Annotated in this window: 26 protein-coding genes; 13 read left to right on the top strand and 13 right to left on the bottom strand. The window is 70.3% G+C overall.

All coding sequences use genetic code 11. The annotated features are described in order from the left end of the window. The first annotated feature begins 182 nt into the window (after window positions 1–182). Entirely contained in the window at window positions 183–1,454 is a 1,272-nt protein-coding gene (locus tag RIN46_RS00540; RefSeq protein ID WP_309080737.1) for an MFS transporter, read from the top strand. 24 nt (window positions 1,455–1,478) lie between these two features. Here the strand turns inward: RIN46_RS00540 and RIN46_RS00545 are convergent, their stop codons facing one another. Together RIN46_RS00545 and RIN46_RS00550 are read right to left on the bottom strand one after the other, a co-directional pair. Further along, the gene (locus RIN46_RS00545; RefSeq protein ID WP_309080736.1) at window positions 1,479–2,702 is read right to left on the bottom strand and encodes a metallophosphoesterase family protein; all 1,224 of its coding nucleotides are present in this window, start codon (window positions 2,700–2,702) and stop codon (window positions 1,479–1,481) included. A 108-nt stretch (window positions 2,703–2,810) separates the two neighbouring features. Further along, entirely contained in the window at window positions 2,811–3,422 is a 612-nt protein-coding gene (locus RIN46_RS00550; protein ID WP_309080735.1) for a GNAT family protein, read from the bottom strand. 179 nt (window positions 3,423–3,601) lie between these two features. On the opposite strand from RIN46_RS00550, the gene RIN46_RS00555 reads away from it, so the two are divergent. The 5 genes from RIN46_RS00555 (at window position 3,602) to RIN46_RS00575 (ending at window position 8,086) form a co-directional block, all read left to right on the top strand. Further along, window positions 3,602–4,051 carry a DUF4383 domain-containing protein gene (locus tag RIN46_RS00555; RefSeq protein ID WP_309080734.1) on the top strand — a complete coding sequence of 150 codons (450 nt, stop codon included), beginning with the start codon at window positions 3,602–3,604 and terminating at the stop codon, window positions 4,049–4,051. Window positions 4,052–4,105: 54 nt separating this feature from the next. Next, window positions 4,106–4,786: a fasciclin domain-containing protein gene (locus tag RIN46_RS00560; RefSeq protein WP_309080733.1), complete on the top strand. Its 681-nt coding sequence runs from the start codon at window positions 4,106–4,108 to the stop codon at window positions 4,784–4,786. Window positions 4,787–4,980: 194 nt separating this feature from the next. Then, a complete protein-coding gene (sigK, locus tag RIN46_RS00565; protein WP_309080732.1) occupies window positions 4,981–5,568 on the top strand; it encodes an ECF RNA polymerase sigma factor SigK in 588 nt (195 codons plus the stop codon). Continuing rightward, a complete protein-coding gene (locus RIN46_RS00570) occupies window positions 5,568–6,494 on the top strand; it encodes an anti-sigma factor (RefSeq protein ID WP_309080731.1) in 927 nt (308 codons plus the stop codon). The genes sigK and RIN46_RS00570 overlap by 1 nt, the downstream gene beginning before the upstream one ends. A gap of 41 nt (window positions 6,495–6,535) precedes the next feature. Then, complete coding sequence (locus tag RIN46_RS00575) at window positions 6,536–8,086, top strand: molybdopterin-dependent oxidoreductase (RefSeq protein ID WP_309080730.1); 1,551 nt, start codon at window positions 6,536–6,538, stop codon at window positions 8,084–8,086. A gap of 25 nt (window positions 8,087–8,111) precedes the next feature. Here RIN46_RS00575 and RIN46_RS00580 read toward each other — a convergent pair whose 3' ends face one another. The 3 genes from RIN46_RS00580 to RIN46_RS00590 all read right to left on the bottom strand — a co-directional run bounded on the left by RIN46_RS00580 (window position 8,112) and on the right by RIN46_RS00590 (window position 9,954). Then, window positions 8,112–8,687: a type II toxin-antitoxin system RelE/ParE family toxin gene (locus tag RIN46_RS00580; protein WP_309080729.1), complete on the bottom strand. Its 576-nt coding sequence runs from the start codon at window positions 8,685–8,687 to the stop codon at window positions 8,112–8,114. A gap of 9 nt (window positions 8,688–8,696) precedes the next feature. Further along, window positions 8,697–8,999, bottom strand: a complete 303-nt coding sequence (locus tag RIN46_RS00585; RefSeq protein ID WP_309080728.1) for a type II toxin-antitoxin system prevent-host-death family antitoxin — start codon at window positions 8,997–8,999, stop codon at window positions 8,697–8,699. A 283-nt stretch (window positions 9,000–9,282) separates the two neighbouring features. After that, on the bottom strand, window positions 9,283–9,954 hold the full coding sequence (locus RIN46_RS00590; RefSeq protein WP_309080727.1) for a class I SAM-dependent methyltransferase: 672 nt from the start codon (window positions 9,952–9,954) through the stop codon (window positions 9,283–9,285). An 83-nt stretch (window positions 9,955–10,037) separates the two neighbouring features. Here RIN46_RS00590 and RIN46_RS00595 point away from each other — a divergent pair, with 83 nt between their 5' ends. Further along, on the top strand, window positions 10,038–11,684 hold the full coding sequence (locus RIN46_RS00595) for a cell wall-binding repeat-containing protein (RefSeq protein ID WP_309080726.1): 1,647 nt from the start codon (window positions 10,038–10,040) through the stop codon (window positions 11,682–11,684). Between the two features lie 8 nt (window positions 11,685–11,692). Here RIN46_RS00595 and RIN46_RS00600 read toward each other — a convergent pair whose 3' ends face one another. The 4 genes from RIN46_RS00600 to RIN46_RS00615 all read right to left on the bottom strand — a co-directional run bounded on the left by RIN46_RS00600 (window position 11,693) and on the right by RIN46_RS00615 (window position 14,676). Then, a complete protein-coding gene (locus RIN46_RS00600; RefSeq protein ID WP_309080725.1) occupies window positions 11,693–12,205 on the bottom strand; it encodes a phosphoribosyltransferase in 513 nt (170 codons plus the stop codon). A 239-nt stretch (window positions 12,206–12,444) separates the two neighbouring features. Then, window positions 12,445–12,846: a RidA family protein gene (locus RIN46_RS00605; RefSeq protein ID WP_309080724.1), complete on the bottom strand. Its 402-nt coding sequence runs from the start codon at window positions 12,844–12,846 to the stop codon at window positions 12,445–12,447. Beyond that, complete coding sequence (locus RIN46_RS00610) at window positions 12,843–13,604, bottom strand: IclR family transcriptional regulator (protein ID WP_309080723.1); 762 nt, start codon at window positions 13,602–13,604, stop codon at window positions 12,843–12,845. The genes RIN46_RS00605 and RIN46_RS00610 overlap by 4 nt, the downstream gene beginning before the upstream one ends. Beyond that, complete coding sequence (locus RIN46_RS00615) at window positions 13,597–14,676, bottom strand: sugar kinase (RefSeq protein WP_309080722.1); 1,080 nt, start codon at window positions 14,674–14,676, stop codon at window positions 13,597–13,599. Before RIN46_RS00615 ends, RIN46_RS00610 begins: the two co-directional genes overlap by 8 nt. 166 nt (window positions 14,677–14,842) lie before the next feature. Here RIN46_RS00615 and RIN46_RS00620 point away from each other — a divergent pair, with 166 nt between their 5' ends. The 6 genes from RIN46_RS00620 to RIN46_RS00645 all read left to right on the top strand — a co-directional run bounded on the left by RIN46_RS00620 (window position 14,843) and on the right by RIN46_RS00645 (window position 22,092). After that, entirely contained in the window at window positions 14,843–16,174 is a 1,332-nt protein-coding gene (locus tag RIN46_RS00620; RefSeq protein WP_309080721.1) for an alanine racemase, read from the top strand. A gap of 12 nt (window positions 16,175–16,186) precedes the next feature. Continuing rightward, complete coding sequence (locus RIN46_RS00625; protein WP_309080720.1) at window positions 16,187–17,830, top strand: D-aminoacylase; 1,644 nt, start codon at window positions 16,187–16,189, stop codon at window positions 17,828–17,830. Continuing rightward, window positions 17,823–18,467, top strand: coding sequence for a bifunctional 4-hydroxy-2-oxoglutarate aldolase/2-dehydro-3-deoxy-phosphogluconate aldolase (locus RIN46_RS00630; protein ID WP_309080719.1), 645 nt, complete (start codon window positions 17,823–17,825; stop codon window positions 18,465–18,467). Before RIN46_RS00625 ends, RIN46_RS00630 begins: the two co-directional genes overlap by 8 nt. 87 nt (window positions 18,468–18,554) lie before the next feature. Continuing rightward, on the top strand, window positions 18,555–19,949 hold the full coding sequence (locus tag RIN46_RS00635) for a gluconate:H+ symporter (protein WP_309080718.1): 1,395 nt from the start codon (window positions 18,555–18,557) through the stop codon (window positions 19,947–19,949). Between the two features lie 148 nt (window positions 19,950–20,097). Beyond that, window positions 20,098–21,120 (top strand): LLM class flavin-dependent oxidoreductase, encoded by a 1,023-nt coding sequence (locus RIN46_RS00640; protein WP_309080717.1) that lies wholly within the window; start codon window positions 20,098–20,100, stop codon window positions 21,118–21,120. Between the two features lie 126 nt (window positions 21,121–21,246). Continuing rightward, window positions 21,247–22,092 (top strand): GIY-YIG nuclease family protein, encoded by an 846-nt coding sequence (locus RIN46_RS00645; protein WP_309080716.1) that lies wholly within the window; start codon window positions 21,247–21,249, stop codon window positions 22,090–22,092. Window positions 22,093–22,557: 465 nt separating this feature from the next. On the opposite strand, the gene RIN46_RS00650 is transcribed toward RIN46_RS00645, so the two are convergent. The 4 genes from RIN46_RS00650 to RIN46_RS00665 all read right to left on the bottom strand — a co-directional run bounded on the left by RIN46_RS00650 (window position 22,558) and on the right by RIN46_RS00665 (window position 26,797). After that, window positions 22,558–23,355: an ABC transporter permease gene (locus tag RIN46_RS00650; RefSeq protein ID WP_309080844.1), complete on the bottom strand. Its 798-nt coding sequence runs from the start codon at window positions 23,353–23,355 to the stop codon at window positions 22,558–22,560. Between the two features lie 6 nt (window positions 23,356–23,361). Continuing rightward, the gene (locus tag RIN46_RS00655) at window positions 23,362–24,306 is read right to left on the bottom strand and encodes an ABC transporter permease (protein ID WP_309080715.1); all 945 of its coding nucleotides are present in this window, start codon (window positions 24,304–24,306) and stop codon (window positions 23,362–23,364) included. Then, window positions 24,303–25,490: an ABC transporter ATP-binding protein gene (locus RIN46_RS00660; protein WP_375141855.1), complete on the bottom strand. Its 1,188-nt coding sequence runs from the start codon at window positions 25,488–25,490 to the stop codon at window positions 24,303–24,305. The genes RIN46_RS00655 and RIN46_RS00660 overlap by 4 nt, the downstream gene beginning before the upstream one ends. Before the next feature lie 68 nt (window positions 25,491–25,558). Continuing rightward, window positions 25,559–26,797 (bottom strand): spermidine/putrescine ABC transporter substrate-binding protein, encoded by a 1,239-nt coding sequence (locus RIN46_RS00665; protein WP_309080714.1) that lies wholly within the window; start codon window positions 26,795–26,797, stop codon window positions 25,559–25,561. Window positions 26,798–26,807 lie beyond the last annotated feature (10 nt).

Genomic DNA, 26,807 nt, shown 5'->3' on the forward strand with positions numbered 1-26,807 from the left:
CCGGCGCGTAGCAACGCGGACCGGTGTAGCCGGGGTAGCCGCCGCCACCCGACGACTCACTACTCGACGGCGACAGTGGTGCGGACCGGCGTCGGATGGTCCTGGGCTGGACGAGGAGGTGCACTAGTCTTCTATGCCATGGGCGCTGGGCGACGGCTGGCGCGCGAGCAAGGAGGTCGACCTTGGAGTCGCCTGAGACGACTGCCGCCGTGGAGACGACGGAGCAGGAAGCCGCCAGAGTCCACCGGCGGACGCTGACCGTGGTGATCCTCAGTCAGATCCTGGGCGGCGCGGGTCTGGCGGCCGGCGTCGCGGTGGGCGCCCTGCTGGCCCAGGACATGCTCGGCTCCGACGCCCTCTCCGGGCTGCCGACTGGCCTGTTCACCCTCGGGTCGGCGCTGGCGGCGTTCCTCGTGGGCCGCTCCACGCAGAGCTTCGGCCGCCGAGTGGGCCTCGCCTACGGTTTCATCGCCGGCGGCATCGGCGCCCTCGGCGTCGTGATCGCAGCCACCACGGGCAGCCTGCCGCTGCTCTTCGCCTCGCTGTTCGTCTACGGGGCCGGCACGGCGACCAACCTCCAGGCCCGCTACGCCGGCACCGACCTGGCCCCTGCGGACCGGCGGGGGTTCGGCACCAGCATGGCGATGGTCGCCACCACCGTCGGTGCCGTCGCCGGTCCGAACCTGATCGACCCACTCGGGCGGTTCGCCGACTCGCTCGGCGTCCCGACCCTGGCTGGGCCGTTCATCCTCGCCGCGGCCGCCTACAGCGCGGCCGGACTCGTGCTGTTCGTCTTCCTGCGCCCGGACCCGTACCTGCTGGCGAAGCGCATTGCAACGGATGCCGCAGCGCGGGAACCGGTCGGGTCGGCGCCCCGGACGGTGCCGAAGGTCGGGATCGGCGCCTCGGTGGGTGCCACGGTGATGGTCCTGACCCAGATCGTGATGGTCGCGATCATGACCATGACGCCGATCCACATGCGCGCCCACCACCACGAGATGGCCGCCGTCGGGCTCGTCATCGGCATGCACATCGGCGCGATGTGGCTGCCCTCCCTCGTCACCGGCACCCTCGTCGACAAGCTGGGGCGCACGCCGATGGTCATCGCCTCCGGCGTCACCCTGCTGCTGGCCGGGCTGCTCGCCGCCACCGCTCCGGGCGACTCGCTCGGCCTGCTCATCCTCGCCCTCGTGCTGCTCGGCATCGGCTGGAACCTCGGCCTGGTCTCGGGCACCGCCCTGGTCGTCGACGCCACCGTCCCGCAGAACCGCCCCCGGACCCAGGGCACCATCGACGTGCTCATCGCCCTCGCCGGAACCGGAAGCGGCGCGATGTCCGGTCTGGTTATGTCCGCGACCAGCTACCAGATGCTCTCCCTCGGCGGCGGCGTCCTAGCACTGCTGCTCATCCCCGTGCTGATGTGGGCACGAGCCAAGCACCCCCTCCGCGTTTGACGAGCGGACCGGCGGCCGGTGTCCCTACGGAAGCGGGGCGGGCTCGTCGATGCGCTGGTGACCGGGGGTCGTGTCGATCCCGAGATCCTTGGCGAACAGGGTGCGCGTGCCGGTGTAGACGCCGTCGGCGTTCTCGTCGAGCTCGAAGACGCGCGTGCCGCGCAGCCGGTGCTGCTCCGCGCCGGGCAGGCCGTAGGTGCCATACCCGGTGCCGGGGCCGTAGCCCAGCTCGATCCCGTAGTAGTCGCCCATGTAGGTGTTGATGTGGTCGTGGCCGACGTAGACGCCGCGGACGTCGCCGCGCTCCTGCATCGCCGCGTAGAGCCCGGAGTTCCAGGCGCCGACGTAGACGTCCTCGTGCTTCTCGCCGACGATGCCATGCTTCTTGGCGGCGGCCGCGTGCGTGGCCGGATCGGAGCCGAACTGGCTGCCGAACCACAGGTGGTGGTGCTCCCAGAGCGGGATGTGGAAGAACGCCAACGACGGGATCTTGCGGCCGTAGCGCTCCTCGGTGGCGAGCGAGGCTTCGCGGTACCAGTTGACCTGGTCCGCGTGGATCCAGTCGTAGTTCTTCAACCCCTCGCGGCTCTGGCCGCCGATGGTGCCCGGAGCGTAGCGGTTGGAGTCGAACAGCCAGACGCCGAAGGCCGGCTCGTTGGCCCGGGAGGAGCGGATGAGGAGCTGCCCGTTGGAGTGGCCGTACAGCTTGGGGTCGATCGCCGGGTTGAGGTTGTTCGGGTAGACGTCGTGGATCCAGTCCACGATCTTCTGCTCCGTCATGCCCGTGTCGTTGCCGAGCGAGTCCTCGTCGTGGTTGCCGAAGACCATCGCCCACTTCACGCCGCGCTCCTCGATGGGGCGGATGATGTTGTTGTAGGCCTGCTTGACCTGCTGCTCGGTGGCCGGGCCGCCGTTGATGGTATCGCCGTTGAGCACCACGAGGCCGGGCTTCTCGGTGTCGAGCGACGTCTCGATGAGCTCGATGGTGCGCCGGTCCGTCAGGTGGGTGTCCTGCGTGTCGTTGATCTGCAGGATCTTCAGCTTGCCGTCGTCGTTGAACCGCACCGGCATGGAGGTGGCGGGCTTGGCAGGCTTCGCGGCCGCCGGGGCGGCGCCGGCGGCCGCGCCGAAGAGCCCGGCGACGGTGGCGAGCCCGGCCCCGGCGAGGACGCCGCGGCGCCCCACGCCGTTCGGGCCGGTGCTCTGGCGGGCAGGGGTGACTGGGGTATCGGAAGGGTGGGAATCCATACCCGGAACGGTAGGGCGGCCGCGTGAACCGGCGGTGACGCCGCGGGAACTTCAGGGTATCCAGCATCCGACGACGATTGTCGGGCACTGCTCGGCATCACAACATGATCACTTTCCGGTTGACGCGCTCTCTTCGTCCTCACCCGAGGTACGGTCCCGAGGCGGAGCCTCGCGCGTCGCGGAGTAGAGCAGCATGTCCCGCGGCTCCCCCGCGATGACCTGATAGGCCGGCAGCAGTTCCTCGAAGCCGTAGCCCGCCCGTTCGGCCGTGCGGATCGAGGCCGCGTTCCACGGCTCGATGTAGAGCGCGATGCGCTCCAGCCCCGGGACTGTCCACCCGAACTCGGTGAGAGCTGTCAGCGCCTCGGCAGCGTACCCGCGGCCGCGCGCCGACGGCACGACGGCGTATCCGGCGGTGGCGAGCCCCGTGCCCAGTTCCCGGAGCCAGAGTCCGCAGTGCCCGACCGCCTTCCCGGTCGACGCCTCCTCCATCGCGAACGAGAATCCCGATCCCTCCGCATGGCGGCCCTGCTGACGCTGCACCCACGCGTGCGCCTCGGCTCGGTCCGCGTGCGCTGGAAGCGTCCCGATGTGCGGGATGTAGGGATCGGTGGACAGCTCCTGCGCCATCGCCGCGTCCGTCTCCAGGACCGCACGCAGGCGGATCGCTCCGCGGGTCGGAGCCCGGCTCGGCCAGGGCGGGAGGGGAGACGGTGTCATCACCCCATCATGCAGCGCCAAGCCCCAGCGCGGTACCGGTCGGACATCCCGCTTCGGACTGACGACCGGCCGGGCGAGAAGTTTTCTGCCGTCCCTCCAATCCACTTCCCCCCTCGGCTCCGAATGACCTGTGTGACCGCGCAAGAGCGGTAGCGACCACCAGAATCAAGGAGCACCTCATGAGCACCTCTCACACCCAGGGCCGCAGCGGGGTCACGCTCGCCGCGCGGACCGTCGGAGCGGTCTTCCTCCTGGTCGGCGTCCTCGGCTTCGTGCCGGGGATCACCAGCAACATCGGCGACCTGTCCTTCGCCTCGCACCACTCCGGAGCGATGCTGCTCGGCCTGTTCCAGGTCTCCGTCCTGCACAACGCGGTGCACCTGCTGTTCGGCGTCGTCGGACTCATGGCGGGCCGCAGCCCGGCGGGCGCCACCCGCTACCTGGTCTGGGGCGGCGTGATCTACCTGGTCCTGGGCGTCTACGGCGTCCTGGTCCCCCACGGCAGCCCCGCGAACTTCGTCCCCGTGAACGGCGCGGACAACGTCCTGCACTTCGGTCTCGGCATCGGCATGGTGGCGCTCGGCGTCCTCCTCGGCCGCGCCGTGAAGGCCACGGCCCGCACGGCCTGACCCCCCCTCGACAATCCACATCCGCACAGCACGTCAACCATCAAGGAGATCGTCATGAAAACCACCAAGCTGCTTCCCGTCCTCGGCGTCCTCGCCACCGCCACGCTCGCCCTGGCTGCCTGCTCCGGCGGCGGCTCGGAGGAGACCATGGAGCCGAGTTCCTCGGCGCCGGCCAGCGCCTCCTCCAGCCCCTCGGCCCCGGCCAGCGAGTCCGCGGACACCATGGACCCGGCCGCCAACCTGGTCGGTCCCGCCTGCGCCTCCTACGCCGAGCAGGTCCCGGATGGCGCCGGCTCGGTCCAGGGCATGGCCCAGGATCCCGTCGCCGTCGCGGCGTCCAACAACCCGCTGCTGACCACGCTGACCAAGGCGGTCTCCGGCGAGCTGAACCCGGACGTGAACCTGGTGGACACGCTCAACAGCGACGAGTTCACCGTCTTCGCCCCGGTCGACGAGGCCTTCGCCGCGATCCCCGAGGCCGACCTCAACGCGGTGGTCTCCGACGCCGACATGCTCACCAGCGTCCTGACCTACCACGTGGTGCCGGGCCAGATCGCGCCGGACGAGATCGTCGGCGAGCAGGAAACCGTCCAGGGCGGCACCGTCGAGGTCGCCGGCGAGGGCGACGAGCTGACCGTCAACGGTGCCAACGTCCTCTGCGGCGGCGTCCAGACGGCCAACGCCACCGTGTACCTGGTGGACCAGGTGCTGATGCCCGCCGCCGAGGAGAAGTAGACGGCGCAGCAGGCGGCCCGGTAGCCGGCATGAAACCGTCGGGCCCCGGAGTCCTCAGGCAGTGATCTGCGGCCCCGGGGCCCGACGCCACCGGCACCGCAGCCACCCGGCAGCACCGGGGACGGACGGCCCCGCGAGGGCCACGGGAAAGTTTTCGAGAGGAGGCGGGTGAAGTGGAACCGGACTATGGAAGCATGTGGATCGTGAACCTGCCCGGCAGCGCTCGGTCCAAAGCCGACCCCGCACCCCTCGACGCGATGCTCGCCCGCGTCGCCCTCGGCGACGAGGCCGCCTTCGAGGCCCTCTACGACGAGGCGTCCGGCATGGTCTTCGGCCTCATCCGGCGCGTGGTCCGCGATCCGGACCTCAGCGAGGAAGTCCTCCAGGAGGTCTTCGTGGAGGTCTGGCAGCAGGCCACCCGGTTCGACCCCGCTCGCGGCAGCGCCCGCTCGTGGATGTTCACGCTGGCCCACCGCCGCGCGGTGGACAAGGTCCGCGCCACGTCCTCGAGTTATCGGCGGGACCTGGTGCAGGGCATCAAGGACTTCCAGGAGTCCACGGACGACGTCCAGGAGACGGCGGTCCTGCGGGCCGACGTCGAACGGGTCCTGAAGGTCCTGGAGACGCTCACCGAGGTCCAGCGGGACGCGATCCGGTTGGCCTACTACGGGGGCTACTCCCACCAGGAGGTCGCGGCCCTGCTGCACGTCCCGCTGGGGACTGTGAAGACGCGGATACGCGATGGGATGATCGTTCTGAGAGACAGGCTGGGGGTGGCGTGATGAGTGACCACAAGCATTCGATGACCGGGCTCTGGGCGCTCGACGCCCTCGACGACGCCGAACGCGCCGAGGTGGAGCAGTACCTCGCGGAGAATCCGGAGGCCGCCGAGGAGGCGCGCACCCTCCGGGAGACCGCGGCCCATCTGGGAGCGGCCGCCGGACCCGCGACTCCCCCGGCCCGCGCCAAGGCGGACATCATGTCCGCCATCAAGCAGACCCGCCAGTTGCCTCCCCTGCCCCATCAGGAGGCGGCGGCACCGGACACGAACTCTGCGGAGTCCACGTCCGGGAACCAGGACGACGACGGCGCGGACTCGCGCTCCAGCGTCCGCGGGTCCGACCCCGCGGGCGGCACGGCCCCGGCCGATGCCGCAGCCGAGGCCGTCGGCGGCGAGGCCGACCTCGGGACCAACGTGGTCCCGCTGGCGGCGTACCGACGCAAGCAGCGCTCCCAGCGGCTGCTCGCGGCCGCCGCGGCGGTGCTGCTGGTCGCCACGGGCGTCCTGACCGGCGTCGTGATGGTCCAGCAGAACGAGCTCGACTCCACCCAGGAGCAGTTGGCGGACTCCGCCCGCTACCGGCAGGTGGTGGACGGGATCCTCGCCTCCGCCGACGCGACCACGGCAACCGTCCCCTCGGAGAGCGGCGGCGCGGTCCACCTGACGTACTCGGCCTCCGAGGGCGCGATGCTCCTGAAGTCGTCCGGCCTGCCCGAGCTGCCCGCCGACCGCGCCTACGAGCTCTGGCTCATCTCCGCCGACGGCGCCGAGCCCGCGGGTCTGCTGACCCCGGAGCAGGCGGCCGGCAGCGAACCCAAGATCCTCCAGAGGTCCATGGAGGGCGTCACCCACTTCGGCATCACCGTCGAGCCCGCGACCGGTTCCGAGCAACCGACCACCGACCCGATTGTGCTCAGCGAACTCTAGCCAGTTCGGTGCCGACCCACTCCTGAAGTAGAGGTCAGATCATGGCACACCGCACACGAGCCATCCGTTACATCGTCGCCGGACTGGGCGCGGCCCTGGTCCTGCTGGGGGTCGCCGAGGCCGTCTCCGCCTTCTTCTCGGCGGCGTCCGCACCGCTGGTCGCGATCGGCGGAGCCTTCATCGACGTCATCCCGCCGTGGGTGAAGGACGCGGCCATCGCCCTGTTCGGGCTGTATGACAAGCTCGCCCTGTTCGCCACGATGGCCCTCGCGGTCGCCGTCCTCGCCGCCGGGATCGGGCTGCTCGCCCGGCGCCGCCGCGGCGCGGCCCTGACCGCCGTCGTGATCCTCGGCGTGGTGGTCGGCGCCGTGGTGGTGAGCCGTTCGGGCACCACACCCGTCGACGTGATCCCGACGCTCGCCGGTACGGCCGCCGGGCTCGCGGTCCTCGCCTGGCTGGCCCGGCTCGCCGATGCGGCCGAGGGCGCACCAGCCCCCTCCGGTACGACGGCGGGCGGTCCCGACCGGCGCCGGTTCCTCCGGGCCGTGGGGCTCAGCGCCGTGGCGGGCGTGGGCCTCATCGTCGCCGGCCGCGCCGTCGCGGGGATCCGCCACGGCGTGGACGCCGCCCGCGAGGCGCTCAAGCTCCCGGCCGCGGCGCGGAAGGCCCCGCCGCTTCCGTCCGGTGTGCAGGCACCGGTGGAGGGCATGCCGCCGTTCACCACCCCCAACGGGGAGTTCTACCGGATCGACACGGCGCTGGCCGTCCCCCGCGTGAACCCGGCCGACTGGCGGCTGCGGATCACCGGGCTGGTGGAGCGCGAGATCGAGATGAGCTTCGATGAGCTGCTCGCCGAGGACCTGGTGGAGGCGGACGTGACGCTGACCTGCGTCTCCAACCCGGTCGGCGGGGACCTGGCCGGCAATGCCCGGTGGTTGGGGGTGCCGGTGCGACGGCTGCTGGAGCGGGCCGGCGTCGACCCCTCGGCGGACATGGTGCTCTCCCGCAGCGTCGACGGGTTCACGGCGGGCACGCCGCTCTCCGCGCTGACGGACGAGCGGAACTCCCTGCTCGCGATCGGTATGAACGGCGAACCGCTGCCGGAGATCCACGGGTTCCCTGTGCGCATGGTGGTGCCGGGCCTCTATGGGTACGTCTCCGCCACCAAGTGGCTGGAGGAGCTGAAGGTCACCCGCTTCGCCGACGACACCGCCTACTGGACCGATCGCGGCTGGAGCGCCGAGGGGCCGATCAAGTTGGCCTCGCGGGTGGACGTGCCGCGGTCCTTCGCGAACGTCCCGGCGGGCCAGGTGACGATCGGCGGCACGGCGTGGGCGCAGCAGCGCGGCATCTCCGCCGTCGAGGTCAAGATCGACGACGGCGACTGGGTGCCGGCCGAGCTCGCGGCGGCCGCGAACGAGGACACCTGGCGGCAGTGGTCCTTCGCCTGGGACGACGCGTCGCCGGGCCGGCACGAGGTGTCGGTGCGGGCGACGGACGGCGACGGCGTGCTGCAGACGAGCGACCGGGCGGACCCTGTGCCCAACGGGGCGAGCGGCTGGCACCGCATCCAGTTCACGGTGGAGGGGTGAGCGCTCTGCCGCCTCGGACGAGGTGCTACTCGCCGCCTTCGTTTGGCCGGCTCCAGACCTCAACGAGCAGTTGCTGCGCCTCCTCGAGGCCGAGACCTTCGATCTCTTCAGCCGTCATGTGCCGCGTCTGTTTCAGTCCCTCGACGATCCATTCAGGAAGGTTCGTGTGGGGGCTGGGCTCGGCTTGCGCGTGAATCTCGCGATAGAGCGGCCCCAGCGCTTCGACTACCTCTGCGAGGGGTTTGGCTAGTGGGCTGCCAGACCGGCCGAGCGCTTCCACGCGCTGCGCCATCTCATCGTAGATCTCCCTGTCGGCGCGCACCCCGGCCGCCCAGACCTCGGCGATCTCAAGGACCGGATCATGATTTTCGTCGCGGGTCTCACGCCAGACGATCCTCCAGTCCCGATCACCGACAACGAGCTTGCGAAACCCGAGTAAGTTGCCCAGCAGCGGCTCGCCAGCCTGTGGCGAGCGCTCTAGGAGAAGCATCTTCTTGAAGACCTTCCGGACAATCTCCGGATCTTTTCTCTGCAGACGATGGAGGTCCTGGACAGCATCCTCGGTCAGCCGAACGCGACACTTCCGCTCGTTGGAATTCACTGCAGGGCGTCAGTGCTCGAAGCGCTCGGCGTCGAGTTCGACCTCGAGCTCCCCGCGGTCTATCCCGAAGGCCGCCATGGCACTGTCGAGATCGGTCCGTACGCCAGAGTCGGTCGCGATTCTCGTCATCAGCAACGCAGCGTCTCGGAGCGACTCCCTGTCCCGTCGAAGCCCTTCGATCTCACGTGCGGAAATGACTTCTGCGACTACCCGCCCATGCTTGGACAACGCGATCTCGCGTCCCGATTCGGCGGCGTTGACAAGATTCGAGATGCCAGCCCGAGAAGCCTCCGTGATGCTCATGGTCTCCATGGCTCAAATCTACACAGATTTCTACATAGATTCAAGGAGGGCAAGAGGCTGCGCTTTGTGCCGCCCCCGAGTGCGGGAGGCTTTTGCGTCCACCTTTGGGCGCTGGTGGTGATGGCGAGGAGGGATGCCGCCAGCTCGAGCACTTCGCGGAAGTCCCCATCCAACAGTTGAATCTGCGAGCTCGACTCCCAGTTCCATGGCAGCCCTTCACGCCTCCTTACGGTAGACGTGCACTTCAGTGAGCTGCCGCAGGTCCAGCACCTGACGGCCGCTCGTCTCCGGGTCACCGTCGAGAATGCCCTCGATGCGTTCCGTCATCGCCTCCCCTGTCGGCCGATTCGGCGGCCAGGAAGGTGCTGACGGTCTGCCAGCGCCGCAGATAGTCGGCGCGTGAGATCTGCTCGGTCCAAGGGATTCTAATCCCGCGGACGGTTTCGAAACCGGGCAGGTCCTGGGGCCGGAACGCCGTCTCAGCGCGTCCGACTTGGGCAGTGGTGCCCGGATGGGCGATCTCGTGGGCTGCCAGATCCCACAGGCAGGTCGGGTCGGGCCCGTTCCAGATCAGGCCGAGCATTCCCCCATCCGTGAGTACGCGTGAGATCTCCCGGCAGGCGGCCGCCTCGTCAAACCAGTGGAAGGCCTGCGCCACCGTCACCGCGCCCTGACTCTCGGCAGGCACCGGAATCGATTCGGCCGTGCCCACTAACGCCTCCACATCGGGATAGCGGCGTCGCAACTGCTCGAGCATGGCGGACGACGGGTCGACGGCGAGCACGGCATCGGCGCGGTCGAGCAGCAGTCCCGTGAACTTGCCGGTGCCGGCTCCCAGATCGAGCACGCTGGCGACCTGCTCCGGGAGGATCTCCTCCGCCGCCTCACGCGGGAAGCCCGGCCGGAACCGCTCGTAGTCCTCTCCCGCGGAGAGGAACGTCTGGGCCAACGTCTCGCGCATCATGCCAGCACCCTACGCGGACACGCTTCACAACGGCAGGGATCGGCTGCCGCAGCGTCAAGGGGTCTCGCCGATACTGTGGACTCATGCTTCGCTGGGGGAAGAAATCCGCATCAATCCTGTCCGCATCAATCCTGGCCGTCGGCGCCCTGCTGGGCGTCGATGCCGCGGGCCCGACGGCGCCCGCGGCACACGCTGCCGAGACGATCACGGCCGACCGCCTCGCCGGCGCCGACCGCTACGCGACGGCCGTCGCCGCCTCCAGATCCGCGTACCCGGGCGAAGCCGACACCGTCTATCTGGCCACCGGCCTGGACTACGCCGATGCCCTCGTCGCGGCCCCCGCCGCCGCTCACGAGCAGGGCCCGCTCCTGCTCACTCGACCTTCCAGCCTGAATGCCGCCGTCGCGACGGAGATCGACCGCCTGAACCCCGCGCGGGTCGTGGTGGTCGGCGGGACCGGCGCGATCGGGGCGGACGTCGTCCGATCCGTCGAGGAGCTCGGCCCGCAGGTCGAGCGGCGCGGCGGGGCGAACCGCTACGAGACCGCCAACGCCGTCGTACGCGGCGCCTTCGATGCCGCCGACCAGGCGTACATCGCCACGGGACTGAACTACGCTGACGCGCTCTCGGCGTCGGCCGTCGCGGCCTCGCGGAACGCGCCCGTCCTGCTGGTCAAGGGCACCGCGTCGAGCGTGCCCGCGGCGACCGCGCAGACCCTGCGCGACCTCGGCGCCGCGAGCACCGTGGTGGCCGGCGGCCCGGCGGTCGTGAGCCACCCGATCGTCAGCGAGCTGGGCGAGTTCGGACCCCGCCGCGTCTACGGGCCGGACCGGTTCGAGACCAACCGCAGGCTCAACGCGGACCTGGTGCAGGCCTCCACCCGCGCCTACCTCGCCACCGGCTTCGACTACCCGGACGCGCTGGCCGGCGCGGCGATCGCGGGCGCGCAGAGGTCCCCGCTGTACCTGGCGCGGCCGCAGTGCGTGGCCGACGCCATCTCCGCGGACCTCTACGCCTCGCCGGTCACGCAACTGACGCTGGTGGGCGGCCCAGGCGTGCTCTCCGACGACACCGGCCGGCTCGTCTCCTGCACCCCGAAGTGGCAGTTCAACGCGGACCTGCCGAAGAGCAGCCAGACCGTCCTGCAGCAGCTCGAGGCGATCCCGGTCAAGGGGCGCGCCCCGAAGACCGGATACACGCGCGCGGAGTTCGGGCCCACCTGGGCGGACGTGGACAACAACGCCTGCGACACCCGCAACGACATCCTCCGCCGGGACCTGCGCAACATCGTCCTCGGCAGCATCAGCGGCTGCCGGGACTACACGGTGATGTCCGGCATTCTCGACGATCCCTACACGGGGACCACCATCGACTTCCAGCGCGGGGTCGGCACCAGCAACGCCGTGCAGATCGATCACGTGGTGGCCCTGTCCGACGCCTGGCAGAAGGGGGCGCAGCAGATGACCGAGCGCCACCGCACCCTGTTCGCCAACGACCCGTTGAACCTATTGGCCGTGGACGGCCCCGCCAACGGGTCCAAAGGCGATTCCGACGCCGCCACCTGGCTGCCGCCGAACAAGGTGATCCGCTGCGACTACGTCACGCGGCAGACCGCCGTGAAGGCGAAGTACGGCCTCTGGGTGACGCAGGCCGAGCATGACGCGATCGAGACCGTCGTGAGCACCAAGTGCCCGGGCCAGAAGGCCCTCGCCGTCACGCCGGTGAAGTAGCGGGACGGTCAGGCGCCGGCGGGGGTAACTGGCGGCTCCGCCGACCACGGGAAGACGATCCACTCGTCGGTGCGGCGCCAGACGAAGTCCGGGTCCACCACGGACGCCGACTTCGCGTAGAGCACGGCACTGCGCGCCTCGGCGCCCTGGCCGCGCAGCAGATCCAGCACCAGGGCCAGCGTGCGGCCGGAGTCGGCGACGTCGTCGACCACCAGGAGCCGCTTCCCGCGGATGGCGTCCTCGTCCAGCAGCGGGGCGAGCAGGACCGGGTCCGGCAGGGTCTCGTGCACGTCGGTGTAGAACTCGACGTTGATGGCGTCGGCGAGCTTCAGGCCCAGCGCGTAGGAGAGCGAGCCGGCCGGGAGGAGCCCGCCGCGGGCGACGGCGATGACGATCTCCGGGCGGTAGTCGCTGTCGGCGATCTGCTGGGCGAGCTCGCGCGAGGCGGTGCCGAACAGGTCCCAGCTCAGGATCTCCTTCACGGGCAGATCGGCGGAGTCGGCGTGGTGGGCGAGATTCATCGGGGTCCTCTGTGGATAGTGGGCCGCGCCGGTGGCGCGGCGGCTGCGCTTCGGGATGGCGTCGATACTACCGGCGCGGACGGCTCCTGCGCGGGGACGGTCTCCGGGGCGCAGACGGGGAACGACGACGGTGCTCACCCCGCGGGGGCGAGCACCGTCGTCGTGGGGGCAGGGCTCCTGCCCGCCGCCGGTGCCTGCCGGCGGCAGGCACCGGCGGGCCCGCAGCAGACCGGGCGGCCTCAGGCGGTGACGGCCTGGGCGTCGATCTCGACGAGCATGACCTCGTGCGGCAGATCCACGAAGACCGTGGTGCGGCACGGGAGCTGGCCGCTGGGGACGTTCTCGCGGATGAACTCGCCGTAGACCTCGTTCATCGCGGGGAAGTCCTCGCGCTTGGTGAGGTAGACGCGGAACATGACGACGTCCTCCACGGAGGAGCCGCCGGCCTCGAGGATGGCCTTGACGTTCTCCAGGGTGCGCCGGGTCTGGACACGGACGTCGCCCTCGCCGATGTACTTCTCGGTCTCCGGGTCCATGGGGCCCTGGCCCGAGACCTGGAGGATCGGGCCCTTCTTGATGCCCTGCGAGAACGTGTGCGCGGGTGCCGGAGCATTCTGGGTGCGGATGATTTCCTTGGTCATGCCGGGTTCCTTTCTTGGGGGTTCCAGCCGAGATCGGCGGAGATGGCTTCGGTGGTGGACAGCAGGGAGGGCACCAGGCCCAGGAGCCCCTCGAAGTCGAGGAGGACCACGGGCACGGAGGTGGATGCGGCAGCGACGACCCGGCCGGATGCGTCCCGGATGGGCGCCGCGACGCAGTGGACGAACTCCTCGTGCTCGCGCTCGTCGAGGGCGTAGCCCCGCTCGGCCACCTCGGCGAGGGCCGCGAGGTACTCCTCCGGGCTGGAGACGGTGTTCTCCGTGTAGCGGTGGTAGTTCAGGGAAGCGGCGATGTGCTCCTGCCGCTCCCGGGGCAGGTCGGCGACGAGCACCTTGCCGACCGCGGTGGCGTGCAGCGCCGCGGTGAGACCGACGCGGGAGTACATGCGGACGGCGTGATGGGACTCGAGCTTGTCGACGTAGACGACGTCGGGCCCCTCGAACGCCGCCAGGTGCACGGTCTGCCCGGTGGCACGGTTCAGCTCCTCCAGGTGGGGGCGTGCCACCGACACGATCCCGCGCTGCTCCATCGCCAGCGCCGAGAGCTCGAAGACCTTGGAGCCGAGCCGGTAGCGGCCGCGGCTGTCCCGCACCGCGAAGCGGCATTCCTCCAGCGTGTGCAGCTGGCGCATGACGGTGGTCTTGTGGGCCTCGGCGCCGGCGGCGATCTCGTCCAGGGTGGCCGGCTGCCGGGAGATCTGCTCGAGCAGTCCGAGCGCCCGCTTCAGGGTTTCACTCATGCGGTCCACTTTCGCACGCCGGATCCGGGCCCACGGCCCCCGCGACGGGCCCGGTCGCCTCGGATCCCTCGCCCGCCCCGGGGCCCGGCAGCTCGAAGCCAGCGGCGCTCACCCGGATGGCGCTCCAGTGCTCGTCCGGTGCCGCGAGGACGCGCTCGAGGACCCCGGCCGGTGGCAGCGGTCCGCGGTCCGTGCGGACGGTGAGGGTGCAGGCGGCGGAGACGTGGCCGTGGCGCAGCGCGGAGCGCTGGTCGGCACCACGGAGAACCTCGGCCAGGTAGCCGGAGGCGAAGGCGTCGCCGGCACCGACGGACTCGACGACGTCGACCCGCAGCGCGGGGACCTCGGTTCGCGTGCCGTCGGCGGCCAGTGCGACGGCGCTCGTCGAGTCGTTCTTGACCACCAGGACCGCGGGGTCCGGCAGGAGGGCGCGCAGCTCCTCCTCGGTGCGGACACCGAAGGCGGTCTCGGCCTCGTCGCGGCCCACGAGGACGATGTCGGCGCGGTTCGCCAGCGCGGCGAGCCCGGCGGCATCGCCGTGGTCCTCCCACAGGGCAGGGCGCCAGTTGACGTCGAAGGAGACGAGCCCGTCGCCGGGCCGGTCGGCGAGCAGCGACTCGACCATGGCGTGGCAGTCGTCCGAGAGTGCGGGGGTGATGCCGCTGAGATGGATCAGCCGGGCCTCGCCCAGCGCCTCGCGGATCCCGGCGCGGTCCAGGAAGCCCGGGCTCATCGCGCTCGCAGCGGAGCCGGCGCGGTAGTAGACCATCTTCGCGGTGTCTTCGGCCGCGGGGTCCTTCAGGTACAGCCCCGTACGCCGGGCCGGGTCGAGCTCCACGTGGGACACGTCGACGCCGCCGTCGGCCAGGGCCTTGCGGATCCGCTCGCCGAAGGCATCGTCGCCGAGGCGGCTCACCCAGGCGGTGGGCACGCCGAGCGCGGCGAGGCCCAGGGCCACGTTGGACTCGGCCCCGCCGACGGAGACCTGGAGCTCACGCGTCCGGCCGAGGGGCTCGCCCGCGGACGGGGTCAGCATCGCCATCGTCTCGCCGAGGCAGACCGCTTCCGCCATGAGTTCCTCTTCCCCTCGTACCGCCGGCACGGCGGCCACCCCTGAGCGGGTGGCCGACTGTGCGGTGAATCACCGAAGCCATTGACGGCCTCTGCCAGCAATGCTAAACATGATCTCATCATTCTTGCAATAGCCGTTGCAATATTTGCAATCTAGGAGTTTTCACGTGAACGGATCGACTGACGCGGTCGCCGGCATCGACGCCGCACGCCTCGCGGGCCTCAAGGACGAGGTACTCGACTGGCGCCATCAGGCCGTCCCGAGCCGCTTCCACGGTTCCACCGCGGCCGAGTTCGCCGCCGCCCGCCCGTCGCTCGGCGACCTCCAGACACCGCTGCTGACCCTCGACCGGGCGGCGCTGTCCGGCAATATCCGCCGGTTCGAGCGGTGGTGCTCGGAGCGCGGAGTCCTCTACGCGCCGCACGGGAAGACCACCATGTCGCCGACGCTCTGGGCGGAGCAGCTCGCCGCCGGCGCGTGGGGCATCACCCTCGCGAACGCGCAGCAGGTCCGGGTGGCGCTGCAGTTCGGCGTCCGGCGGATCATGGTCGCGAACTCCCTGACCGACCCGCAGGCCGTCACCGACGCCGCCCGCGCCGGCCTGGCGGGCACCCGGATCGTCTCCTGGGTCGACTCGGAGCGCACGGTCGCGCTGCTGGCCGGCGTGCTGGCGGAGCTCCCGGAGGCCTCCCTCGACGTCATCGTCGAGCTCGGGGCGCCCGGCGGCCGGACCGGAGCCCGCACGGACGAGGAGGCGCTCGCCGTCGCACGCGCCGTGGCGGCCGAGCCGCAGCTGCGCCTCACGGGTACGGGTGGGTACGAGGGCAGCCTCGCCCACAGCAGCGACGCCGACGCGATCGCCGCCGTCCGCGGCTACCTGGAGCGCATCGGCGGCCTGCACGCCCGGTTCGAGGCCGAGGACCTGTACGGCACGGACCAGGTCCTGCTCACCGCCGGCGGCAGCGCGTACTTCGACGACGTCGCCGACGTCCTCGCCCCGCCCTCGCGCGACGCGGACGCCGGCCGCCCCGAGGTCCGCGTGCTCCTGCGCAGCGGCGCGTACATCGTCCACGACGACGGCTTCTACCGCGGCATCTCCCCGCTGAGCCGGAGGGACCCCGACGATCCCGGCGCGTTCCGTTCGGCGATGCACGCCTGGGCGCGCGTGGTCTCCCAGCCCGAGCCCGGCCTGGCCATCCTCGACGCCGGCAAGCGCGACCTGCCCGTGGACGAGGGCCTGCCGGTCCCCCAGCTGATCGGCCCAGCCCTCGGCGCGCCGATGACCGCGCTGGAGGGCGCGAGCATCACCGCCGTAAACGATCAGCACTGCTTCCTCGCCTTCGATCCGCAGCTGGCGGTCGCCCCGGGCGACGTGGTGCGCCTGGGCCTGTCCCACCCGTGCACCGCCCTGGACAAGTGGCAGCTGATCCCGGTCCTCGACGACGTCCGCTCCCCCGAGTCCGCCCAGGTGGTCTCGACCGTCCGCACGTTCTTCTAGGAGGCCGGCCGCATGACAGCTGCATCGATACTCATCACGCGGGCCACGGTGGTGGACGGCACCGGCGCGGACCGCTACCCGGCGGACGTCCGGCTCGCCGACGGCGTCATCGCCGAGGTCGGCGCGCCCGGGACGCTCAAGGCCTTGCCGGGCGAGGAGTGCGTCGACGCCGAGGGTCTGGTGCTCAGCCCCGGGTTCATCGACATGCACGCGCACTCGGACCTGTACCTGCTCACCCATCCGGAGCATGCGGCGAAGCTCTCCCAGGGCGTCACCACCGAGGTCCTGGGCCAGGACGGGCTCTCCTACGCCCCCGTCACGGACGCGACACTGCCCGTGCTCCGGGAGAAGATCGCCGGCTGGAACGGAAACCCGGAGGACTTCGACTTCTCGTGGCGCTCGGTCGGCGAGTACCTGGACCGGCTGGACGCACCGGACGCCGACGGGCAGCGGATCGCCACGAACGCCGTCTACCTCGTCCCGCAGGGGACGGTGCGCGCCGCGGTCCTCGGCTTCGGCGAGCGCCCGGCCGACGACGACGAAATCGCCGCCATGCGCCGAATCGTCGCCGCCGCCATGGAGGAGGGGGCTGTCGGCATGTCCAGCGGACTCACCTACACGCCGGGCATGTATGCGACGACGGCGGAGCTCGGCGCGCTGTGCGCCGAGGTCGCCGCGCACGGCGGGTTCTTCTCACCGCACCACCGCTCCTACGGCAAGGGCGCCCTGGAGGCGTACCGCGAGATGATCGAGCTCAGCCGGGCCTCCGGCTGCGCCCTGCACCTCGCGCACGCGACGATGAACTTCGAGGAGAACCGGGGCCGCGCGCCGGAGCTGCTGGAGATGATCGACGCGGCCCTGGCCGACGGCGTCGACATCACCCTGGACACGTACCCCTACCTGCCCGGCGCCACCACGCTCTCCGCCGTGCTGCCGAGCTGGTCCTCGGCCGGGTCGGTCGACGACACCCTGGCACGGCTGGCCGATCCCGCCTCGCGCGAGCGGATCCGCCGCGCCCTGGAGGTCGAGGGCTCCGACGGCTGCCACGGCGTCACCGCCGACTGGTCCACGCTGGAGATCTCCTCCGTCCAGAACCCTGAGCTCACGGACTGCATCGGCCGCACCGTCGCGGACATCGCGGCGGCCGCCGACGAGGACCCGTTCGAGACGTTCTGCAGCATCCTCACCCGCGACCGGCTGGCCACGGGCATCCTGCAGCACGTGGGGCACGAGGAGAACGTCCGCGCCATCATGCAGCACCGCGTGCACACCGGCGGCAGCGACGGGCTCCTCCATGGGGCCAAGCCGCACCCGCGTGCCTGGGGCACCTTCCCCCGCTACCTCGGGCAGTACTGCCGCGAGCTGGGGCTGCTGTCGCTGGAGGAGATGGTCCACCACCTCACCGGGCGACCCGCCGCCCGGCTCAAGCTGGACCGCCGCGGCGTGATCGCCGAGGGCCACGCGGCCGACGTCGTGCTGTTCGATCCCGAGACGGTCGACGCCGCCGCCACCTTCCCCGATCCCAAGCAGCCCGCGCGCGGGATCGAGAGCGTCTACGTCAACGGTGCCCTCGCGTGGCACCGGCAGGAGGCCACCGGCGCCCGTGCCGGCCGGGCCCTGCGCAGAACCGAGAAAGGCACCAAGGCCAATGACTGAACTACTCGAGACCCGCCTGCGGGAGGACCGCGCGCTCGCGGTGGTCCGTGCCGACAGCATCGCGGACGCCGCCGGGCTGGCCGCGGCGCTGGCCGAGGGCGGCATCAGGTCCGTCGAGCTCACCTTCACCACCCCGGACGTCGCCCGGCACATCCGCCGCATCGCGGACACGGCGAGCGACCACGGGGCCGTGGTCGGGGTCGGAACGGTCATGACCGCCGACCAGGCGCGCGAGGCGATCGACGCCGGCGCCCAGTTCCTCGTCACCCCGGGCCTGCGCCCCGAGGTCGCCACGGTGGCCCGGGAGGCGGGCGTGCCGTTCTCGCTCGGGGCGCTGACCCCCACGGAGGTCGCGCAGGCACTGGACCTGGGCTCGGACATCGTCAAGATCTTCCCCGCCCGGGCCCACGGCCCGCAGTACCTGAAGGACCTCCAGGGGCCGTACCCGGGCGTGAAGCTGCTGCCCTCCGGCGGCATCAACGACGCGAACGCGAACGAGTTCCTCGACGCCGGCGCGCTGGCCGTCTGCTGCGGCACCTCCGTGGTGCCGCCGCAGCTGGTCCAGGACGCCGAGTGGGACCAGATCTCGGCCCGCGCCGCAGCCTTCACCCAGGGCATCGCCGCCCACCGCCGCTGACGCGGAACGCGCGAGCCTCCGCAGTCCCCCGCACCACCCGTATCGCTCACACCTCTCCTCAGAACATAGAAAGGAGGTCGGCCTGCCATGGCTGATTTCCTCGACTGGCTCCGGTCAGACACCCTCGGCCTGCTGCTGCTGGCCGCGGCCGGCATCGCCGTGCTGCTCTTCCTCATCATCCGGGTCAAGATCGAGCCGTTCATCGCGCTCGTCGGCACCGGCGTCCTCGTCGCCCTCGTGGGCGGCATCTCGATCGAGGCACTGGTGGGCTCCCCGCTGGGCGCCTCCGATGCGCTGATCGAGAAGGGCTTCGCCGGGATCCTCGGCCACATCACCCTCATCATCGGCCTCGGCACCGTCCTGGGCTCCATCCTCGAGCACTCCGGCGGCGCCCAGGTGGTCCTGGACCGCCTGGTGAGGATCTTCGGCGAGAAGGGCACGCCGGTCGCCATGGGCGTCACCGGCTTCGTGCTCGGCATCCCGGTCTTCTTCGACATCGGCATCTTCGTGCTGGCCCCGCTCGTCTACGTGGCGGCGGCGCGCGGCGGCAAGTCGCTGGCGCTCTACGCGCTGCCCCTGCTGGCCGGCCTGTCGGTGACGCACGCGTTCCTGCCCCCGCACCCGGGCCCCGTGGCCGCCGCCGGCTTCTTCCAGGCCTCGCTGGGCTGGATCATCATCATGGGTCTCGCCTGCGGCATCCCCGCCTGGTGGGCCTCCGGCATCGTCTGGGGCCGCTGGATCGGCAAGCGCGTCTTCGTCGAGGTGCCCGCCATCCACCGCGAGGCCGCCCAGGACGATCTCGGTGGCCCGGCCCCGTCGCTCGCCGCCGTCGCCACGACCATCGGCCTGCCGATGCTCCTCATCCTCGGCGCCACGTTCGGCACGGTCTTCCTGCCGGCGAACCAGCTGCAGCAGACGCTGATCTTCTTCGGCAACCCGGCGATCGCCCTGACCGTCGCCGTGCTGATCGCCATGTACATCCTGGGCATCCGCCGCGGTGTGACCACGCAGCAGCTCTCCTCCATCGCCGCCGAGTCCCTCCGCCCGGTCGGCATGATCCTCCTGGTGGTCGGTGCGGGTGCCTTCTTCGGCGCCGTCCTCTCGGCCACCGGGGTGGGCGACGCCGTCGCCGGGACCCTCTCGGCGGCGGGCCTGCCACTGGTCGTCTCCGCCTACGTCATCTCCTGCGGCATGCGCATCGCCCAGGGCTCGGCGACGGTCGCAATCGTCACCACCAGCGGCATCCTCGCCCCGGCGGTGGAGTCGATGGACCTCTCGCAGCCGCAGCTGGCGCTACTGGTCATGGCGATCTCCTCGGGCTCGATCATCGCCAGCCACGTCAACGACGGCGGCTTCTGGATCGTCGCCAAGTACTTCAACATGTCGGTCAAGGACACCTTGAAGACGTGGACGGTCCTGGAGACCGTGCTCTCGGTGGTCGGCTTCGCCGTCGCCGGCACCCTGTACGCGATCGTCTCCTGACGGAGCCGGAGGACGCGGACGACGACGTCGCGCCCCTCCGTCGCGCACCACTCCAGCGCACCAGCGACGAGCCGCCCCGGACACCCGGGGCGGCTCGCGCTGCTTGGCCGACGGAATAGGCCCCGTCCCCGCGACGTTGATGCCGACCGTGAAGAACATCGGATTCCTGTCCTTCGGTCACTGGACCGACTCGCCGCATTCGGCCACCCGCAGCGCCTCCGACGCGCTGCTCCAGGCCATCGATCTAGCAGTCGCCGCCGAGGAGCTGGGAGCCGACGGCGCGTACTTCCGCGTCCATCACTTCGCCCAGCAGTATGCGTCGCCGTTCCCGCTGCTCGCCGCCATCGGCGCGAAGACCAGCCGGATCGAGATCGGCACGGGCGTGATCGACATGCGCTACGAGAACCCGCTCTACATGGCGGAGGACGCCGGCGCCGCGGACCTGATCTCCGGCGGCCGGCTCCAGCTCGGCATCAGCCGCGGTTCGCCCGAGCAGGTGATCGACGGCTGGCGCTACTTCGGCTTCGAGCCCGCCGAGGGCCGCTCCGACGCCGATATGGGACGCCAGCATGCCGAGCGGTTCCTGGAGGTCATCGAGGGCGAGGGGTTCGCCGAGCCCAACCCGCGGCCGATGTTCCCGAACCCGCCCGGCCTGCTGCGCGTGGAGCCGCACTCCCCCGGTCTGCGTGACCGCGTCTGGTGGGGCTCCGGCTCCACGGCGACTGCGAAGTGGGCGGCGAGGCTCGGCATGAACCTGCAGAGCTCCACGCTCAAGGACGACGAGAACGGCAAGCCCTTCCACGTCCAGCAGGCCGAGCAGATCGAGATCTACCGCCAGGCGTGGAAGGAGGCCGGCCACGCGCGCGAGCCGCGCGTCTCGGTCAGTCGCAGCATCTTCGCCCTAACGGACGAGCGCGACTGGGCCTACTTCGGCCGCGACCGCTACAGCTCGGACCAGGTCGGCAACATCGACGAGAAGACGCGCGCCGTCTTCGGTCGCAGCTACGCGGGCGAGCCCGACGAGCTCGTCGCCAAGCTCCGCGAGGACGAGGCGATCGCCGCGGCGGACACACTCCTGCTCACCGTGCCGAACCAGCTGGGCGTGGACTACAACGCGCACGTGATCGAGTCGATCCTGGAGCACGTGGCACCGGAGCTCGGTTGGCGTTGACCGTGCCCGGAGCACCGGCACGAGGTTCCCTCTTTCCGTGCCCCGGGGCTGCGGCTAGGGTCGAAGGGGGGGTGTCGATTCGACGATTCGTCTCCTGACGTTTAACTTTCCTGCTCAGGAGGGGAAATGACGCTTCACGAAGCGATCAACGAGATCCTGCTCGAAACAGGACGGCCGATGACGACTACGGAGATCGCGGCGGAGGTCAATGCGCGCGGGGCCTACAAGAAGCGAGATGGCTCTCCGGTGACACCATTTCAGATCCACGGCCGAACGAAAAACTACCCCCGTCTATTCAGCCGGTCGGGGAGCACTGTCTCGCTCTGCGCGTGGGGCGATGATGCTGCTTTCCTGTGCTCCCACGCTACACAACCTGATAGGGAAGTCGGGGGCCCGATCACCGTCTCCGCTGTTGAACGGCCCGCTGCTGTAGGCCGGCTCGAATCACTGCTCCTGGAGGAGCGAGCCTTCCGGCCGGCCGGGTCAATTGACCCCGAGGTTCCAAATGAACCGGGCCTGTATGCGATTCGGATCCACGAAAGGTCTTCACTGCCTGAGCCATTCGCGGCGCTCAGTCAGTTGAGAGGGCACGACTTGCTGTATGTCGGCATCGCGCGGCAGAGCCTGAAGCGGCGCCTCCTGGGGCAAGAACTCCGTGGGCGGGGACACGGCACTTTCTTCCGGAGCATCGGCGCCGTCCTCGGATACAGACCGGTGGCAGGCAGTCTCACGGGCCGCGGCAATACACGGAACTACTCGTTTCCTCCCACCGATACTGACGCCATCGTTCATTGGATCAACCAGCACCTCCTCGTAAATTGGATCAGCGCCTCGACTGACCACGAGGCCCAAGAGCTGGCGCTCATCAGAAAGCATCGTCCCTTGCTGAACCTCCAAGGGAACCCGGCTCGACTCGGGGAACTTGCCGCTCTCCGGGCGGAGTGCGTCCGGATCGCCAATTCGCCACTGTGACTCGGCCGCTTGGACTGCGGGTGTTCGTCCGACAATGCTCTCTGGCCAGCCCGCGCTTGCGATGGTCCTTATTGAGGCGCAGGGGAACCCACCCACCGACAAGTTAACTCAAGCTGATCGTCGCGCGGGTTGCGATCACGCTGATCAGTAGTGCACTCCGGTTCGCGTCCGAAGAGGCGACGGCGGCCCGGAGTCTGCGGATCACCGGAATCGTGGTCGCCCTGATCCCTCTGATGGCGCTCATCATCGCCCACGTCTTCTTCCGCTTCGTCCCCTTCGACGAGTGGCAGCACGGCGAGGACTTCTCCTACTTCGTCCCCTTCGTCTCGGTGGAGCAGGAGTTCACGTAGGAGCCCCCTGCCCGGCCCCGGGCACAGCTCGAGCCGTCGATCCGGGGGATCAATTCGCGCATTGGTCCCTCGAAACGACGGCTCGCTGCGCCCTCGCAAGCGTTGCGCCGGAGTCCTACCGGGCAGCGAGCGCCTTCTGCCGGCGGTAGGAGACCACGGTTCCGATCACCACGATCGCCAGGGCGATGAGGAAGATGCCGGAGCCGATCACGTTGGCCTGTGCCGGGATGCCGCGGGTGGCGGCGACGTAGATGAACTTCGGGAACGTGTCGAAGCTGCCGGAGTTGAAGTTCGCGATGATGAAGTCGTCGAAGCTCATCGCGAAGCTCAGCAGGGCGGCTGCGACGACGCCCGGCAGCAGCAGCGGGAACGTCACCTTCCAGAAGGTCGTCCGCGGCGACGCGTACAGGTCGCCGGCGGCCTCCTCCAGCCGGCCGTCCAGCGCCGAGACGCGCGCCCGGACGGTCACCACCACGAACGCCATGCAGAACGTGACGTGGGAGAGGACCACGGTCCAGTACCCCAGCTCCCATCCCAGGTTCAGGAACTGCGCCAGCAGCGAGGCGCCCAGCACCACCTCCGGCGTCGCCAGCGGCAGGATGATCAGGATGTCCGCGAGCTTCCGGAACCGGAACTTGTACCGGGCCAGGCCCAGCGCGATCGCGGTCCCCAGCACGGTCGCGATGATGGTCGCCACGAACGCCACCGAGAGCGAGTTGCCCAGCGCGTCGCAGATGTTCGGCGCCCCGCACGGGTTCTTCCAGTTGGCCAGCGTGAAGCCCTGCCACGTCAGGTTGGTGCGGGCGGCGTCGTTGAAGGAGAAGACGAAGATGTACGCGATCGGCACCAGCAGGTAGACGAACGCGAGCCCGCCGATGACCGGGACCAGCCAGCGGCCCATCCGTTGCTTCAGGCCCATCTAGAACAGCTCCTTCGTGCCGAACTTGCGGATGTACAGCATGACCAGGATCAGGATGACCACCATCAGCACGGTGGAGAGCGCCGCGGCCATCGGGTAGTCGACGATCTGGAAGAACCGCGAGTCGATCACCTGGCCGATCATCGACGTGTCCCGGTTGTTCCCGAGGATCGCGGCGTTGATGTAGTCGCCGGAGGCGGGGATGAACGTCAGCAGGGTTCCCGCGAAGACGCCCGGCATGGACAGCGGCAGCGTCACCCGGCGGAACGCGGTCATCGGCGACGCGTACAGGTCGCCGGCCGCCTCCAGGAGGCGGGTGTCCAGCCGCTCCAGGCTCGCGTAGATCGGCAGGGTCATGAACGGCAGGAAGTTGTAGGTCAGGCCGGCGACGACGGCGATCGAGGTCGCCGTGAGCCGCCCGTCCTCGGGCAGGATCGCGACGAACCGCAGGGCCTCCACCACGAACCCCTCGTCGGCGAGGATCTGCTTCCACGCCTGCGTGCGGAGCACGAAGCTCGAGAAGAACGGGGCGATCAGGATGACCAGCAGGATCGAGGCGAGCAGCTTGTGCTGCCGCAGCCGGACCGCCACCAGGTACGCCATCGTGTACCCGATGAGCAGCGCCAGCACGGTCGCGATGCCCGCGAAGAGGAAAGACCGCACCAGCGGCTCCCAGTACTGGCTCAGCGCGACGGCGTAGTTGGAGATCTCGAACGCGGGCACGAAGACGCCCGTCTCGGCGCCGGGCGGCTTCGCGTACAGCGACATCGCCAGCAGCACGAACACCGGCGCCGCGAAGAACAGCAGCAGGTAGACGAACCCGGGGACGATCAGCCCGACGCCGATCCGGCCCCGCGCCTTCTCCGCCCTGCGCTCGGTGGCGGACAGCTCCGCGGCCGGCTCCGGGCGCTTCGGCTCCGGCCGTCGCACGGCGGGGGCGCTCATGCGTCCCGCTCCGCCGCCCCGGCGGCGACGTCGTCGTCCCCCGCCAGACCGAACGTGAAGTCCGGGTCCCAGCACATGACGGCCGGGTCGCCGGCGCGCCCCGTGGCCTGGCCCATGTTCTGGGTGAAGGTGCCGACCGTCCCGACGCCGGGCACGTCCACGAGGTACTCGGTGGAGACGCCGGTGAAGGACGCGTCGATGATGGTGCCGTCGAGCCGGTTGTGCCCGGCCGGGACGGTCTCCTCGCCGGAGGTGAAGATGCGCATCTTCTCGGGGCGCACGCCGAGCACCACGGCACCGTCGTGCGCCACGGCGCGGTCGGTCCGCAGCCGCTGGACGCCGCCGGCGGCCTCGACCAGCAGGTAGTCGCCCTCGCGGCCCACCACCGTGCCGTGCATGAGGTTGGACTTGCCCAGGAAGTTCGCCACGAACGCCGTGCGCGGCAGCTCGTACAGCTCCCGCGGGGCGCCCATCTGCTCGATCCGCCCCTCGTTCATGACGGCCACGACGTCGGCCATGGTCATGGCCTCCTCCTGGTCGTGCGTGACGTGGACGAACGTGAGCCCGAGCTCCGTCTGGATCTGCTTCAGCTCCACCTGCATCTGCCGGCGCAGCTTCATGTCCAGGGCGCCGAGCGGCTCGTCGAGCAGCAGGACCTGCGGCTTGTTGACCACCGCGCGGGCCAGGGCCACGCGCTGCTGCTGCCCGCCGGAGAGCTGGGCCGGCCTGCGGCCGGCCAGGTGCCCCAGTTCCACCAGCTCCAGGGCCTCCTTGGCGCGTGCGACGGCGTCGCGCACCTTGCGCTGCTTGAGGCCGAACGCCACGTTGTCCAGGACGGACATGTGCGGGAACAGCGCGTAGGACTGGAAGACCGTGTTGACGGGCCGCCGGTGGGAGGGCAGGTCGGTGACGTCCTCGTCGCCGATGCGCAGGCGCCCCTCGGAGGGCTGCTCGAGGCCGGCGACCATGCGCAGCGTCGTCGACTTGCCGCAGCCGGACGGGCCCAGGAGTGCGAAGAACGAGCCGGACGGGATGGTCAGCGAGAGGTCGTCGACCGCGGTGAACGCCGCGAACCGCTTGCTGACGTGCTCGATCACCAGGTCCGCTCCCCCGGAGGCCCCGGGGACGACGGCGCCACCGTCCTGCTGGTCGGTCGCGGCCGTGGTGGTTGCTTCGGTGCTCACTGGTGCGGCTCCCCTGCGGTCTGCTGCCGGTTTCGGTGCTGTGTGGGTCAGGTGCTGCGTCGTCATGCTCAGACGCCTATCGCCTCGGCGAACATCGAGGAGAACTCGGTCTCCTCCTCGGGATCGAGCGTCCGGATGATGCTGACGTTGGCCAGGAACTCGTCAGTCGGGAAGATCAACGGGTTGTCCACCAGCGTGGGGTCGATCCCCTCCATCGCCTCGCGGGCGCCTTCGACCGGGCAGATGTAGTTCACGTAGGCGGCCACGGTCGCGGCGACCTGGGGGTCGTAGTAGTAGTCCATGAGCTGCTCGGCGTTGGACTTGTGCGGGGCGCCGATCGGCACCAGCATGCTGTCGCTCCAGAGGGTGCCGCCGGCCTCAGGGATGGCGAACTCCCACTTGTCGCCCTCCTCGAAGTTCAGCTGCGTGATGTCGCCGGACCAGCCGATGACGGCCAGCGCGTCCTCGGAGACGAGGTCCTCCTTGTAGGAGTTGCCGCGCACCTGGCGGATCTGGCCGTTGGCGATCTGCTCGGCGAGCAGGTCGGTCGCGTTGCCGAACTCGTCCGCGCCCCAGTCGCCGGTGATGTCCACGCCCTGCTCGAGCATGATCAAGCCGATCGTGTCCCGCTTCTCGTCGAGGACCTCGACGCGTCCCTTCAGCTCGGGGTTCCAGAGGTCGGAGATGGACTTGAGCCCGCCCGGGACCTTCTCCTTGTTCCAGGCGATGCCGGCGAAGCCGGACTGCCAGGTCAGGGAGTGCTTGCGGCCCGGGTCGAAGTCCACGTCCTGCAGGGTCGCGAGCAGGTTCTTGGCATTGGGGATGTTCCCGTGGTCGAGTTCCTGCGTGTAGCCCTGGCGGATGAGGCGGGCGACCATGTGGTCCGTCAGGGTGACGATGTCCTGGCCGATGTCCTGCCCGCGGGCGAGCTGGGCCTGGACCTTGCCGTAGTAGGAGTCGTTGCCGTCGACGTCCTCGGAGTAGTTGACCGTCAGGCCGGACTGCGCCATGAACTGCTCCAGCGACGGGTACTTCTTCGTCTGCTCGTCGTAGTCCAGGTAGAGCGTCCAGTTCGCCCAGTTCACCACGGGCTCCTCGGCGGAGACGTCCTTCGCGGGTGTCAGCGCGGCCGCGGAGGATCCGCCGCCGGTGCTCGCGCCGGAGGTTCCGCAGGCGGCGAGCAGGCCGGCCAGGCCCAGGCCGCCCGCCCCGCCGAGGAGGCGGCGGCGGCTGAGCTGGGCGGAGACCAGCCGGTCGAGGCGGGGATCGTTGGACGGGCGGCGGCGGTTGAAAGGCTGCGGTGCCATGGAGCGGCTC

It is taken from the genome of Zhihengliuella sp. (assembly GCF_031178195.1).
GTDB lineage: Bacteria > Actinomycetota > Actinomycetes > Actinomycetales > Micrococcaceae > Zhihengliuella.